Annotated in this window: 12 protein-coding genes; 4 read left to right on the forward strand and 8 right to left on the reverse strand. The window is 54.5% G+C overall.

Translation table 11 applies throughout. The features are described 5' to 3' along the window. Positions 1-8: 8 nt before the first annotated feature. Together D5269_RS12115 and D5269_RS12120 are read right to left on the reverse strand one after the other, a co-directional pair. On the reverse strand, positions 9-1373 hold the full coding sequence (locus D5269_RS12115) for an MFS transporter (RefSeq protein WP_120485657.1): 1365 nt from the start codon (positions 1371-1373) through the stop codon (positions 9-11). Between the two features lie 28 nt (positions 1374-1401). Further along, a complete protein-coding gene (locus D5269_RS12120) occupies positions 1402-4473 on the reverse strand; it encodes a glycoside hydrolase family 2 TIM barrel-domain containing protein (protein WP_120485658.1) in 3072 nt (1023 codons plus the stop codon). 162 nt (positions 4474-4635) lie between these two features. Between D5269_RS12120 and D5269_RS12125 the strand changes: the two genes are divergently transcribed. Next, positions 4636-5526 carry an AraC family transcriptional regulator gene (locus D5269_RS12125; protein WP_016317171.1) on the forward strand — a complete coding sequence of 297 codons (891 nt, stop codon included), beginning with the start codon at positions 4636-4638 and terminating at the stop codon, positions 5524-5526. A 54-nt stretch (positions 5527-5580) separates the two neighbouring features. On the opposite strand, the gene D5269_RS12130 is transcribed toward D5269_RS12125, so the two are convergent. Then, positions 5581-6525, reverse strand: a complete 945-nt coding sequence (locus tag D5269_RS12130) for an ROK family glucokinase (RefSeq protein WP_120485668.1) — start codon at positions 6523-6525, stop codon at positions 5581-5583. 63 nt (positions 6526-6588) lie between these two features. Between D5269_RS12130 and D5269_RS12135 the strand changes: the two genes are divergently transcribed. Beyond that, positions 6589-6873, forward strand: coding sequence for a hypothetical protein (locus tag D5269_RS12135; RefSeq protein WP_120485659.1), 285 nt, complete (start codon positions 6589-6591; stop codon positions 6871-6873). Here D5269_RS12135 and D5269_RS12140 read toward each other — a convergent pair. Next, positions 6865-7272, reverse strand: coding sequence for an Imm1 family immunity protein (locus D5269_RS12140; protein WP_120485660.1), 408 nt, complete (start codon positions 7270-7272; stop codon positions 6865-6867). The two genes, D5269_RS12135 and D5269_RS12140, sit on opposite strands and share 9 nt — an antisense overlap. Before the next feature lie 170 nt (positions 7273-7442). On the opposite strand from D5269_RS12140, the gene D5269_RS12145 reads away from it, so the two are divergent. Both D5269_RS12145 and D5269_RS12150 read left to right on the forward strand, forming a co-directional pair. Continuing rightward, complete coding sequence (locus D5269_RS12145) at positions 7443-8813, forward strand: triacylglycerol lipase (protein ID WP_120485661.1); 1371 nt, start codon at positions 7443-7445, stop codon at positions 8811-8813. 43 nt (positions 8814-8856) lie between these two features. Next, the gene (locus D5269_RS12150) at positions 8857-9267 is read left to right on the forward strand and encodes a hypothetical protein (RefSeq protein ID WP_120485662.1); all 411 of its coding nucleotides are present in this window, start codon (positions 8857-8859) and stop codon (positions 9265-9267) included. 374 nt (positions 9268-9641) lie between these two features. Here D5269_RS12150 and D5269_RS12155 read toward each other — a convergent pair whose 3' ends face one another. The 4 genes from D5269_RS12155 to D5269_RS12170 all read right to left on the reverse strand — a co-directional run bounded on the left by D5269_RS12155 (position 9642) and on the right by D5269_RS12170 (position 13901). Next, on the reverse strand, positions 9642-9896 hold the full coding sequence (locus D5269_RS12155; RefSeq protein WP_120485663.1) for a helix-turn-helix domain-containing protein: 255 nt from the start codon (positions 9894-9896) through the stop codon (positions 9642-9644). A gap of 3 nt (positions 9897-9899) precedes the next feature. Continuing rightward, positions 9900-11705 (reverse strand): type IV secretory system conjugative DNA transfer family protein, encoded by a 1806-nt coding sequence (locus D5269_RS12160; RefSeq protein WP_243126814.1) that lies wholly within the window; start codon positions 11703-11705, stop codon positions 9900-9902. Positions 11706-11751: 46 nt separating this feature from the next. After that, entirely contained in the window at positions 11752-13188 is a 1437-nt protein-coding gene (locus D5269_RS12165; RefSeq protein ID WP_120485665.1) for a DUF3991 and toprim domain-containing protein, read from the reverse strand. An 83-nt stretch (positions 13189-13271) separates the two neighbouring features. Continuing rightward, the gene (locus D5269_RS12170) at positions 13272-13901 is read right to left on the reverse strand and encodes a hypothetical protein (RefSeq protein ID WP_120485666.1); all 630 of its coding nucleotides are present in this window, start codon (positions 13899-13901) and stop codon (positions 13272-13274) included. Between the last annotated feature and the right edge of the window lie 317 nt (positions 13902-14218).

Here is a 14218-nt window from a genome sequence, read left to right on the forward strand (position 1 = left end):
TAACTTACTCAGTTCTTAGGCTCCAGCAGCTTAGCGTTGGCCTTCTCCACATTCAGCTTGGTCAGCAGGAAAGTAACCAAGCCGCAGAAGATAGCGGGCAACCACAGATACATCACATTCAGCATAGTCAGAACAGAGTCAGGCTGAGTGGCCACGCCGCCCTCGATGAATCCGGCAGCTGCCAGCAACCAACCGGAGATGGCGGTGCCCAGTCCGCCGCCAATCTTGACGCCAAGAGAGGTGCAGGAGTACATGGTTCCGTCGATACGCTTACCAGTGGTTAGATAGGTGTAGTCGGAAGCAGAAGCGATCACAGCGTTCAGGTCGCCCTGCAGGGGGCACATACCAAGAGAAGCGATGGCGGTGAAAGCTAACATCATGGGAACGCTGCCCATGTAAGCAGCCACGATCACCAGGATTCTTGCGATGGTGGCCAGAGCATAGCCGGAATAGTTGATCTTATACATACCGCCCAGTTTTGCAACGATGGTGGGCACCAACAACAGGCCGATAATCATGGGGATGTTGAGCGCGCTTGCGAAATAACCCATCAGCTCCTTGTTGCCTAACACATAAGTCATGTAGTAGGTGCCGACGCCGGTGAAAGCGGTGTAGAGCTGAGTCAGCAGATAGACACCCAGAATCAGCAGGTAGAACTTATTCTTGACCAACAGACCGACAGCTTCGCGCAGGGTGTACTTTTCTTCCGGAGCGTCAACTGCTTTCTTGGCTTCAATCTCGTCTTCGGGCAATTCCTTCATGGACAGGACGGAGACGGTGTTGGAGATAATGCCGATGATGACATAGATCAGTGCAACAATTCTCCATGCGGCGGCATCGTTGCCGAAGTGCTCAACAAGGCCAAAAGTAACAGCCTGGATGATGGTGCTGGTGGTGAATGCAAAGACGAAGCGCAGAGAACCAATCTGAACACGCTCGTTTTCATTCTTAGTGATCAGAGCGGTCAAAGCGGAATAAGCGATGTTATTTGCGGTGTAGAAGCCTGCGTTCAGCATCACGTAGAAGATGAAGAAGAAAGCGTACTGAGCGGTCTGGCCCCAGGAAGTGGGAATAGAGAAAATCGCGAACAGGCAGACACCACAACCCAGATAGGGCCACAGCATCCAGGGACGGGCTTTACCCATCTTGGTCTTGGTCTTGTCGATGAGGGAGCCAAAGATGACGTCAGAAACGCCGTCGAAGATCTTGGATACTGCCATCAGGGTGCCAACAATGCCGGTGTTCAAGCCGATGGTATCGGACAGGTAGATCATAACGAAGAAGGTCAGGAACGCATAGACCACGTTGCCGGCGATATCGCCAGAGCCGTAACCCACCTTGTTGTACCATTTCAAATATCTCTTTTCAGCCATAATAGCATCTCCTATTCTCTTTATTCAGTTATTTCAGTTCGGGGATGACGCGGATGGCGAAGTCGATGGTTTCGTCGATCAGCTTGTATTTCTTCTGTAAAACGGGGCCACAGCTCGCAGAGCCAATACCGTTCTGCCGGTAGTCCAGACACAATACGGTGCTGCCGCATTTGTTCAGTTCGTAGTTGTGGGCCTTCTCGGTCAGTTCTTCCTGCGTGTAATGGGATGCATTGAAGCTGAAGGGTTCGGGGCCAACTGCGATCAAACGCAGTTTGTCGCTTTCCAGAAGCACATAGTCACAACTACCGTGAGCGCCATTCTCCTGGGGACGGATGTAGTCCTCCTGAAGCCCGTCCACGGTATCGCGGTACAAGCCGTGGCTGGCAGCATTTCGCTTGTCAATGTAGTTTTCCATGGGACCCAGACCGAAATAAGCAACCTGCTCCATGTTTTCAGGAACGAACAGGCGCAGACCGAAGCGAGGCAGCTCGGGGAATTCTATGTTGCGCTTGGTGAGAATGTTGGCACAGACGCCGCCTGCAGCCGTCACGGTCCAGTCGATTTCTACGGTCATGAACCGCTGCACAGCGATGGCACCAATAGACAGGTCACTGTGGATACGAACCTCGCTGTCCATGGCCACGAAGTGGGTGTTATACGCCCGGGTGATGGCCTTATCGTAGTGGGCAGCAAACCAGTCAGCCTTCAGCTTGCGGTCGTTATCGGTGGGAGCGCGCCACACGTTCAGATCCATGGGACGGTCCAGAAGCTCCATGCCCTGATAAGTCATCCGGGCAAACATACCGGTAAACTTATCGTAACGATATGTGAAGTTTGCAGCTGTGAGAGTCAGATACCGGTAGTCCTCTGTAACAGAAATACTGTCCTCCAGGATGGCCTTTCTCTGCCAGTATGCCAGAGCAATCTGATTGCGGTCATCCTGATTCTCCAGAGTAATCTCATCGAAGCCCAAATCAAAGCCCTCGGAGATCAGTTCGGAGTTGTTTTTGGCGAAGTAGCTGATCTTCAGGAAACAGCGGCCCTTGGCGGGAACCTGGACGTTCAGGGTCACGGTACCGCTCATGTGGGGAGCGATGGCGGAGATTTTATCCAGCTGGCCTTCCTGAACAAGCGCACCATCACAAGTGACTTGATAAGAGGCGGTGATGTAGTCCTGCAGGGAGACAAAGTCCATGTAGTTGTGCAGGGTCAGCTGGCCGGTTGCCTGATCATAATCAACAACACGAACAGGGCGGTGTACGTTTTTGTATTCCATCAAACCGGTGTGAGGACGACGGTCGGGATAAACCAGACCATCCATACAGAAATTGCCATCGTGGGGGTACTCGCCGTGGTCGCCGCCATACCAGTACATATCTTTGCCGTTAGGAGCCTTGCCCTTGTAAATGGCGTGATCGCACCACTCCCAGATAAAGCCGCCACACATGCACTCATTGGCCTGAATGAACTGCCAGTAGTCCTCCAGATCACCGGGGCCGTTGCCCATGGCATGAGAGTATTCACACATCAGATAGGGCTTGTCGGACTCAGGATCGTCCACATACTCCTGCAGGGTCTCCAGCGCAGGGTACATATTGCTGTAGAGGTCAATGTTGGAGAAATCGTACTTGCGCTTGCGGCTGCGATACTGAGCGCTTTCATAGTGGGTCAGACGGGCGGGGTCAAAGTTCTTGGTCCAGGCCAGCGCAGCCTCGAAGCAACAGCCGTAGGCGCTCTCGTTACCCATGGACCAGCAGATGACGCAGGGGCGGTTCTTGTCCCGCTGGACACAGCGCTGGGTGCGCTCCATAGTAGCCTCCAGGAACTTGGGGTTGTCGGCGAAGGGCTCGTTCCAGTGCTCGGTGTGGTTCTCCCAGACGTCGTTCTCTCCGCAGTACAGTTCGGCGGCACCGTGGCTCTCGTGGTCGGCCTCGTCAATGACCAGGAAACCGTACTGGTCGCACAGCTGATAGAACATGGGGGCGTTGGGGTAATGGCTGGTGCGAATGGCGTTGAAGTTGTGCTCCTTGATCATCCGCAGGTCGCGCTTCATGTGCTCCACGCTGATGACGGGGCCGGTCACGGGGTCGGAATCGTGGCGGTTTACACCGCGGAACTTGATGGGAGTTCCATTCAGGAATACCTGCATCCCATCTACTTTGATCTCCCGGATGCCCACTCGGTCGGTGATGATCTCGTTCTCGCACTCGACGAGCATGGTGTAGAGATAGGGCTTCTCGGGATTCCACAGGGTGGGCTGGGGAATGTTCAGGATAGCTTGATGGGTATAGTTGCCGATATGCTCCTTCGTGGTCACTTCGGCGGCGTCGATCAGACGATCCTCAGCGTCCAGCAGCCTAATGACAGTGGGAACACTCTCACCGGCGAAGGCGAAGCGAACGCGGACAGTAGCTTTATCCTCTTCCTGCTGGGTGGTCACGAAGTAGTCCCGCACATGGTTCTCAGGACGCTTGATGATGTATACATCCCGGAAGATGCCGCTGGTGCGGAACTTGTCCTGATCCTCCAAGTAGCTGCCATCGCACCACTTCAGCACCAGAACGGCCAGAGTATTTTCGCCCTCACGGATCTTATCAGTCACATCAAACTCGCTGGTGGAGTGGGAGATCTGGTTGTAACCCACATACTCGCCGTTGAGCCAGACATACAGGCAGGAATCCACACCCTCAAAGTTCAGGTAAGCCTTGGGTGCCTTTTCGTCCTTAGCATAGGTAAAGGAAGTCAGGTAAGCGCCGCAGGGATTATCCTGGGGAACGAAGGGAGGATCTGCCGGGAAGGGGTAATGAATATTGGTGTACTGGTGCTGATCGTAGCCATGATTCTGCCAGACGCTGGGAACGGGGATGGTGTCGTAGGCGGAGGGATCGAAACCTTCCTCATAGAACAGCTCAGTCAGGTCATGGATACTGGGGTAGTAGCGGAACTTCCAGTCGCCGTTTAGCAGCTGGAAGCGATCGGAGCGTTCCCGATGCTCCGCAGTGTCGTCCAGACGGTTGGACGCGGGGATGAAGTAGGCTCGGTTGGGCAGAGCGTTTTCAGACTGGATCAGCAGGTCTTCAAAATAGGCAGGGACGATCATGTGGGGCTTCCTCCTCGCAATGAATTCTGTGTGTATTATCCCGAAAATTTTCTCCTTTTTCTATAAACTGCATTGGACAAAACATGCACAAAATGATACAATTAACCAAACAGCACATCAGCACAAAAATGTTGTGACCGAAAAAAGCCGGGAGGGATCCGCATGTATGTCAACTCAGGTTATCTGTACAACACCCGCGTACCGATCAAGGACAAGTCCAAACCGCTGTTGGTGGGCAGCTGCGGTACCTACCGGCTGAGAACAAAGCAAAAACTCCCGACCTGGCATCCCAGGGGCCGTTTAGACTATCAATTGTTGTATGTGGCCTCCGGAAAGACCCACTTCTTTTTCAACGGGCAGGAGGAAATCGTACCTGCCGGCTACATGGTCCTTTATCAACCGCGCCAGGAACAGCATTATGAGTATTACGGAGAAGAACAACCCGAGGTCTATTGGGTACACTTCACGGGAAAAGATGTAAAGGCAATTTTGAAGCATTTTGATATTCCTACAGATAAAAATGTTTTCTTCTCCGGGGTTCCCTCTGCTTATCAGCACCTGTTCAAAGAAATGATCCGGGAGCTGCAAACCTGCCGTACTGGATATCAGGAATTACTGGAAATGTATCTGCGGCAGATTTTTCTGCTGATCCAGCGCACACGCCAAGAGAGCAACCCTACCATCAGCACTTACCTACAAAAGGAAATGGAGTACGCCCAACAGTATTTCCAAGAACACTATAATGAAGATATTCAGATCAAGGACTATGCGAAATCTCGTAGCATGAGCGTAAGTTGGTTCTTGCGAAACTTTAAGAAGTTTATCGGCCAGCCTCCCGCACAATATCTCCTAACTATCCGTATGAACAATGCCGTCAGTCTCTTAGAAACAACTGACTACAATGTGGCAGAAATATCCGCAATCATTGGTTACGACAACGCGCTGTATTTCAGCCGCCTCTTCAAAAAGCACAAGGGCGTGTCGCCCTCGGAGTACAGAAGGCTTTTCCAGAAAAAGAACAGTCCGGATCGTGGCATCCATACATCTCCATGATCAGATAGGAAAAAGAAAAGACTGCCATGACGACAGCCTTTCCCATTTGATTTCTTATTCAAGAACCATCTTTGCACATCCATAGATTCCCGCGTCATTACCCAGCGTGGCAATTGCTGCTCCGGTTTCTTTCGATACATGGAAGGCGTACTTTCGGTAATATTTCAGTACCGCGTCGGTCGCGATATTTCCGGCCTTGCTCATGCCCCCACCGATAATGAATACATCCGGATCTACTGTGCAGGAAATGTAGCTCATGGCACGGCCCAAATAATCGCCGAACCGGTCGATGATTTTCAGTGCCATATGATCTCCTGCCACAGCCAGTTCGCAGATGTGTTTGGATGTAAAATCCTCAATTCCCCGCAGTTTGGAGGGAGTGTCACATTGGGAAAGCATGACCTTGGCCATGCGAACGATCCCTCTTGCAGAGGTGTACTGCTCCAGACAGCCGCATTTCCCGCAGCTGCAGGGCACTATTTCTCCAGGCTCCACCGTCATGTGACCGATCTCACCGGCACCCCCGTTTTTGCCTGCGACGATTTTGCCGTCCAACACCACACCTCCGCCAACCCCGGTGCCCAGGGTGATCATGACCGCACTCCGGCTGCCTCGGCCTCCGCCCTGCCATAGCTCACCCAGCGCCGCTACATTGGCATCGTTTCCCGCAGCAATATTGGGGATGTCCGGAAGCAGCTCGTTCATGCGCCCCTTGATGTTAAAGACATCCCAGCCAAGATTGACGCACTTATTGACTGTGAAGCTGTCGTCCACAGGACCGGGGACACCGATACCGATGCCCACAATCTGAGATGCTGAAATCCCATTCCGCCCCATGCTCTCTGCAATGGCCTGTGCCACGTCAGGCAGAACATGGACGCCGCCGTTTGCGGTACGGGTTGGAATTTCCCACTTTTCCAGAAGTTTGCCGTCGGCATAAAACAGACCGAGCTTTACACTTGTTCCACCGATGTCTGCACCAAACACATAGTTTTGCATGGTATTTCCCCGCTTTCTCATTTCTGTTCATTGCTGAGTTTTTTATTATGGAGGGTTTTATTTATGTTAAATTCCTCTCGTCAACTCTTTGGCTATACCAAGGACGATCTTGCCGTGGAGACCCTGACTTTGGATAACGGCATTCTCTCCTGTGATATAATTACCTTTGGTGCCGCACTTCGTTCTCTCCGCATACCGGATCGTTCTGGCATCAAGCGTGATGTTGTTCTGGGTTATGATACTCTGGAAGAGTATGAGAGCCACCCGGGCTATCTTGGTGCTGTCGTAGGCCGTGTGTTTCTATGGTGGGTTCAATCCTTTATACCTGCTTCTCTAAAGTCAATATAGTTTGTCTGTCCATTTTATGCTATTACTCAATTTCCCACTGTTAATCCAAACTTCCAATACTTTTACAGCATCATCAAAGGGGATGATGTATTTGTTTGACATCAGTGTATAGTCACCAAAATAATATTCTGTATCTCCTTGGGCATCTTCATTTCCCAAAGAGGTCAGCGTCTCTTCAAAGTCTTCTGATGTGTAAGTCAAAATACAGTTCTCATTTAATCCAACGGACAAGCGTCCTGAACCTTCAACCGCCACGTCGGCTGAAAATATGATTTCCATGACAGTTGAAGCTTCTGATTTTATCTTCTGCAAGACGGATAATAATTCGTTAATGGAACATATAGGTATCTCAACGCCATTAAAGCCATCTATGCAATAGACAACTTTTGCATTCCTCATATTGATTTCTTCTCCTCAAACACCTATTTGTCATCTTGATTATACCATCATCTTCATCCCGGTTCAATCCAGTTTCTGAAAAGAACCGCTCACCTTGACAACCCCGTTGGCAAGGTCTACTATAAACGCAGAAAAGCGCCAGTGGGCGCTGTTGAACGGGAGGCGGCTTTATGAAATATGTCAGGCGCATTGTTTACTGCCTGCTGCTGACGGCGGCGGCGAACGCCCTGCCGCTGGTCTGGCTGCTGTACGCCGAATGGTCAGTTTCCAGTGCCGGGTGGCTGTTTCTGCCCTTGGCGGCGGCGTTTCTCTGGGTCAATCTCCGCCCCATTCCGAAGTCCAGCCCCACCAAGCGCATCCAGCGGCTGGCGGAGGGCTGTGAGCTGCTGTGGCTGTTCTGCGTGACCGCCACGGCCACCGTCCTGCTCCAGCTTCTCTGGCTGAACATACTGCGTGCCGATATTGCGAAGGACAGCTTCCTTGACTGGTGGGGGTATTTTGGGGGCGCGATGGGCGTGCTGCTGGCGGTGATCCTGGAGGCCATTGTCTTCTGGAATGGCATGATCCGGGTCTACCTCACTTCGGTACAACTGGGCATCAAGCACCGCGTCCTGGCGGCGCTGTGCGGGTGGATTCCCCTGGTGAACCTCTGGTATCTGGCAAAGATCCTCTGCATTTGCCGGGACGAAGTGGAGTTTGAGATCCAGAAGTGGGAGCTGGACGCAGTTCGGGCGGAGAGCGAGGTCTGCAAGACGAAGTATCCCCTTCTGATGGTCCACGGCGTATTCTTCCGGGACTTCCGCTGCCTCAACTACTGGGGCCGCATCCCCAAGGAGCTGAGGCGCAACGGGGCCACGGTCTACTACGGCCAGCAGCAGTCCGCAGCGGCGGTGGAGGACAGCGGGAAGGAGCTGGCGGAGCGCATCCGGCAGATCGTGGAGGAAACCGGCTGCGGGAAGGTGAACATCATCGCCCACTCCAAGGGCGGGCTGGACAGCCGGGCCGCCATCGCCCACTGCGGCATGGCCCCCTATGTGGCGACCCTAACCACCATCAACACCCCGCACCGGGGCTGCATCTTTGCCGAGTACCTGCTGGGCAAGGTTCCCCAGGCCGCCCGGCTGAAAATCGCCGCAGCTTATAATGCGGCCATGAAGAAGATGGGCGACCCCAACCCGGACTTTCTGGCGGCGGTGACCGACCTGACGGAGAGCGCCTGCCTTGCCCGGAACGAGGTGACGCTCGACGCTCCCGGCGTGGTGTATGAGAGCGTCATGTCCTACTGCAAGAAGGCCCAGCATGGCAAGTTCCCGCTGAATATGACATACCCCATCGTCAAGCACTTCGACGGCCTGAACGACGGGCTGGTGTCGGTGGAATCTGCCAAGTGGGGGGAGCGGTTCACCCTCCTGGAGCCGGTGGGGAAGCGGGGCATCTCCCACGGGGACGTGGTGGATCTGAACCGGGAGAACATCCGGGGCTTCGATGTGCGGGAGTTCTATGTAAAGCTGGCGGCGGATTTGAAGAGCCGGGGGTATTGAGCGAGGAATAATACAATTATGTTTGGCATAGGGGGAGCGGTGTATGACTAATGAAAAAAGAGCGGAATTGCTTGTTCAAAAATATGGTTTTGACTTTGATGAAATCTCTAAAGGCGAAATCCGAAATTTGATTGAACAGGAAATAGAGTGCTTTCAAGAAGGCAGTTCGGAATATATACGGGTACTTTGTGGTTATTTATTTTGCCTCGGCAATATTGCTGATGTACCTCTGCTCGAAAAGGCAAAGCATGGAATAAATTTTGATGTTGGTTGTATGATAGACCAAGAATGGATAGATAGTCTGAAAAATGGCGGTGCTGAGAATGAGTCTATCCGTTCCAGAAATGAGATTATTGATAGTTTTGTAGCGTACTATAAAGACTTTACAGCAGATGCAGATGATGGAGATGAATGGGGCGGCTCCATGTTTTCCACTTCACTTTTTGACGATTGAGTAATTTCTGTGTAATATGCCATATCAGTTTTGTTGCGAAAACTGGCTAAAACACAGCTTGCAACCCATAGTTGCGGAATAGTTGGCAGCAGCAACACGGCCTGATGCCGTAAAATCGCCCCATGAGGAGGTAATTTCATAGCTGCGGGATTTTGGGGTATGTACGGCTTTCGGTTCTGCCACTACCTGTCGGCTTTGCTCGGCTTTCTGTCAGAGCAGTGTCTATCCTAACGACCCTTAGAGCGTGTTTGTCATTTTCTCTGTCTTAAAGTCTCCCTTAGAGTGGGCCCTTCTGGTTGGTTCACAGTGGACCTACCCTCGGTTCTCCGCCAGGGCGCAATAACCCCCTGGCGGAGAACTTATATTTTTTCGCACTACTTCAGCCGGTATAAATTTGAGCTGAGACTCCCGTTCTCCCGCCAGCGCCGCTCCTTGGAGATCAGCTCCGCCCTGCACAGATCATTCAGTGCCCGCTTGACGGTAGAGCGGGACAGCCGCAGCTCGGCGGAGATCGTGCGTATCCCCGGCCAGCACTTGCCCTCGCTGTCGGCATGATCCTTCAGGTACATATACACAGCCCTTGCCCGGTGGTTCAGATCGGACTGATAGATCTTCTCAAAGTATCCCATAGGCTACTCCTGCCCCCCATCTGTGCGGACAACCACAGGGGGAGGAGGCTCCCGCCTGGTGCGTCTGGCCTGAGCGTAGGACGCGCCGCCTCTGGCGGCTGTAGTTTTCGGAGGAACCGGGGAAGTGGGAGGGGTATCGCTCTCCGTCTGCTGTGCGTGGTGACAGCGGAAGATGGCCTGCTCCAGCTCTTGCTTGTTGGCATAGGCCACAGTGCGTGCGGCCCGCTCTGGCAGCAGGTACGGATCACCGAAGGAGATGCCCCAGTCCAAGAAGAGCCTCAGCCGCGTCTGCATGGGGTGCGTCCCCGTCTTCATCACTACAAACTGGCCCTTGGGGATGGACTTCAGCTCATCCGGCGTCATGAGAGGCCGCTCCATCATCTGGAGGGAGCGGCTGGCACTGTCTTTCCCACCGCCCTTGCTCACCGATCCGCTCATGACGGTGCGGCTGCCCAGGGCCTTGGACAGCACCTCGGCGGTCTGAGAGTTGGGGGCGAAGCCGCCGAAGATCGTGTCCTGGACGTTGTCTTGAATGATCTCAGAGCCCTCCTTCCCATAATTTTTCTCCAGCTGTGCCAGCGACTGAATGATCGGCACCAGAGTCAGTTTGCGGGAGCGGCCAGCGCTGAACAGAGGCAGGATGTCGAAGGCGGGCATGGTGCCCAGCTCATCGCAGAACAGCACCACCCGGTTGGGCAGCTTGCCGCCGTTCTCGTCCGCCACGGAGAACAGTTCACGGGAGAGTGTCTGGATCATCAGGCCAGCCATGAAGTTCTTGCTGGGGTCTTCTTCCGGCAGAACGAGGAAGATGGCAGACTTCTGGGAGGCAAAGGCTTCCGCGTCAATGGCACTGTCGAAGCACAGCACCTGCTCCAGCTCGGAGTCCAGGAAAGCATTCAGCCTGGACAGCACCGTGGACATGACCGAGGCCATGGCCTGCTCCGCCGAGTTGAGTGCGGCGCCAGCGAACCACCGGGCCTTGTGCGTGTCGGGAAGTGTGTCCATCATGACCTGAAAGCCATTCTTGCCCTTGGCGGTCTTGCTGGGCGCCAGCAGATCCTGCACCAGCTTGAACACGCTGACGATGTGCCGCCGCTCTTGGGGAGCCTCCTCTGTAGGCGGCAGATACTCCGCCAGCAGGAGAACGACTGCTGTAAGCAGTCCCTCAGCAGAATCGTAAAAGAACTGGTTCTGCCCATAATTACCGGCATCACCTTCTGGGTTTATGATGGTTTTCGCTAATATTTTTGCGTACTTCTCCGCCTTGGCTCTCGCCGCCAGATTGGACGGCTGCTCCCGGCAGATGTCCATGTAACGGTTGATGAGCGTGAGGAGGTTGTACCCGTCTGACCTGGTAGGATTGCGCAGGTCGATCACCGCCACCTTGTAGCCGTAGTGCTGCAAGGCCACAGCGCCATAGTTCCGGGCCAAATCCCCTTTTGTATCAAGGGCCAGGAAGCTCATCCCGCTGGCGCAGGCGTACTCCATGTTGAGGTAGAGAAAGAACGCCGTCTTGCCCACGCCGGACGCGCCGATCATCAGGCAGTGGATGTCATCCGTGTCCACCAGGGCGGTGACGGCGTTCTTCTTCCCGACACAGCCCAGCACCAGCCCCTGTGCTTTAGGCAGATTCTTGCCGGAGCGCCACTCGCTCACATGGAAGGGGATGTGCCGGTAGGTCTGCTGGATCTCCTTCCTGTTGGCCCAGCGGGCGGTTCCATGCTGGCCGTCGCCAACCGTCTTGGACTTGATGTTGTCCAGATTCCCACTTCCGGAGAAGTGCGTGGCGGCGGCGATGAGCAGAAGCATCCCGCCCGCCAGTAAAATTAACATGATCGTCTGCGGCGTCATAAATTCACCCCATTTCTTGTTGCAGTGCCGCTTGTTCCTGTTTCTGCTGCTGTTTCAAAACGTCCGCCTCATACTTGACGGATATCTTTGCGCAGGACAGCGCCAGCTCCAGCCAGCCTTCCGTCAGCTGTCGTTTTTCCGCCTCACTGCGGATGCCAGGCTTGGAGGCCAGCTTCAAAACAGCATGAGCCTGTTCCGCCAACACAGCGGTGCGGCTGTTCAGGCTGCTCCGATTCTGGTGGGGATGGATACAGCTCCGCAGTTGCTCCAACAGTTCCTCACTGCTATGTGGTTCACCCAGCTGTCGCAGCCCCCGGCCATAGGTGTACAGAGCCAGCGCGGAGGCCAGCTCGATGCAGGTCGCGGCTCCCTCCGGGTAGTCCCTGCGGAGATTCATCTCATATCCGCAGAGCGCATTTGTCAGCTCACGGCCTACCCGTTCTGGAATGACACACTCCTCCATGTAGACTCCGATCCTGCCGCAGACCTCCGAAGCGGCAATAAGCTGGGGATGCTCCTCCGCCTCCTGAACGGGAAGCCCACGCCGGGCCTTGAGATCCTCGTTCCAGTCCTTGTGTTCGGACTGGAGCATCCCCACATCGTCATAGCCGTGTTCATGGAGGATCTCCGCCAGCCGTCCGCTGGCCTCGATGCCCGCCTCGTCGTGATCCAGGCAGAGACAGACGGTGCGAAGGCAGGGGTTCCGCTCCAGCATCCAGAGCATGGCGTGTTCCGCGGTCCCGCACAGGGCCACGAAGCTGTGTTCCTGCCAGCCTCGGGGGTAGCGGGAGAGGAAGGACATCAGGTCAATGGGCGCTTCGAAGACATAGAGGCGGCTGCTGGTCCCGGTGTAGTGAAAGCTGCACCGGGGATCGCTGCCTTCCACGTTGATGCGGAAGGTCTTGCCGAGGCTGTTCAGGCTGCGCTTGTGGGCGTGGCGCGGGACGCCGTTCTCGTCCCTACCGACAAAGACGGCATTGTGGTACTCTCTGTCCTTGAATTTTTCACAGCTCTCATACAGCAGTCCCGCCCGGACAAAAGCATTGACCACGTTCCGGTCCAGGAATCGGTGCTTGAGCAGATAGGCGTACATCCGCCGCATCTCCTGACCGGCAGAGGGCAGGGCAAATTCCTTTTTGGGTTTTTCCTTCTGCTTTTGGGCGGAAGCGTAGACGATTCCCTGTTCCCCGCCCAGCAGACAGGTGATGGCCTCTGGGTAGGAGAGGTTATAGAACTGCTGGACGAAGGAGATGGGGCCGCCGCCTTCCTTTATGGCATGATCGTACCACTCATTGCCCTGGACGGTGATGCTGTGATCACTGGCCAGACGGTACTCCGGCCCGGAGCGGATCAGCTTCTCCCCCTGATGGCGGAGGAACTCCACCAGATCTACCTCGCTTGCCCGGAGCTTCTGCTCCTCGGTAAAATGGATATAGGGCACTTTCTTCACCTCCAGATAAAAGCAAGAGCCAGAGCGCCGTGTCTGCGGCGCTCTGGCTCTAATCGGTTTTGGTATTCTTATTCTTATGACGGGGACGCTGGATCGTCCTCCTGTTGGGGGAATGAAGGGAGGACAACGCTGGCCGCAGACGCCTGCCGCAATTTCTCCCAGATGGATTCACGGTAGATCCCCGCGCCTTTGATGGCGGTTTCGGACAGGTCGAAGCGGTAGTATTTCGCTGTGTGATCCTCCGTCCAGTATGGATAGGTAAAAAGATAGAACCGTTCCGCCTGCTCATGGCTGGCAAGGTAGAGCAGAAGCCGTGGCAGGTTGAGGTTGCCGCAGTGGGCAAAGACCCGGCCCTCCCGCCAGCACATGAACTCTCCGTCGTAGGACGGCTTTCCCTCCTGCCGCATCTGGCGGAGGGCGTTGATGCGCATTCTTTCGATCTCTGTGTGTGCGAACTGCTTCCAGCGGGTTTCCCGCGCCAGCTCCGAATAGACCTCCATCATCTCGCTGTCGCTTTGGATGTCTTGGTCGTATGAATAGGTGTGTTCCGTGACAGTGATCTTTCCATGCTCCAGCAGGAAGAGCGTCACCTCCATGGAGTGCTCATCCGCCAGGATCGAACCGCGATCCCGTCCGGAATAGGAGTTCATGATCTCGTCCAGACGTTTGGCGGAGTCAAGGTCACTTGAAAAGTTCAGCTCCATGTGGCGGCCTCCTGTAAGGATCTTTTTTGACCATTATACATGGGAGAGCCCTTTCGCGCAAGAGGCCGCGCCCCCATGCGAGACTTTTGGAGCCCTTTTGGAGCGGCGGCTATCGAAGCTGCTGGACTGGCTCCTCATGGTCATCGGGCTTGTGGCCTGTCAGCGCCAGTAATAAAATGAAAGAAAACGCCGAGGAAAAAATGTAGTTTTGTGGCGGAGGAGGCGAAAAAAAGATAGACTCCCAAGAGGGCGAAAAAGAGCCCGGAAAGGGAGTCAGGAAATGAAAGGAGCACAGTGGATGGATATCCGAAGCGACA

The sequence above is a fragment of the Anaerotruncus sp. 1XD42-93 genome, assembly GCF_009917605.1.
Classification (GTDB): Bacteria; Bacillota; Clostridia; order Oscillospirales; family Ruminococcaceae; genus Anaerotruncus.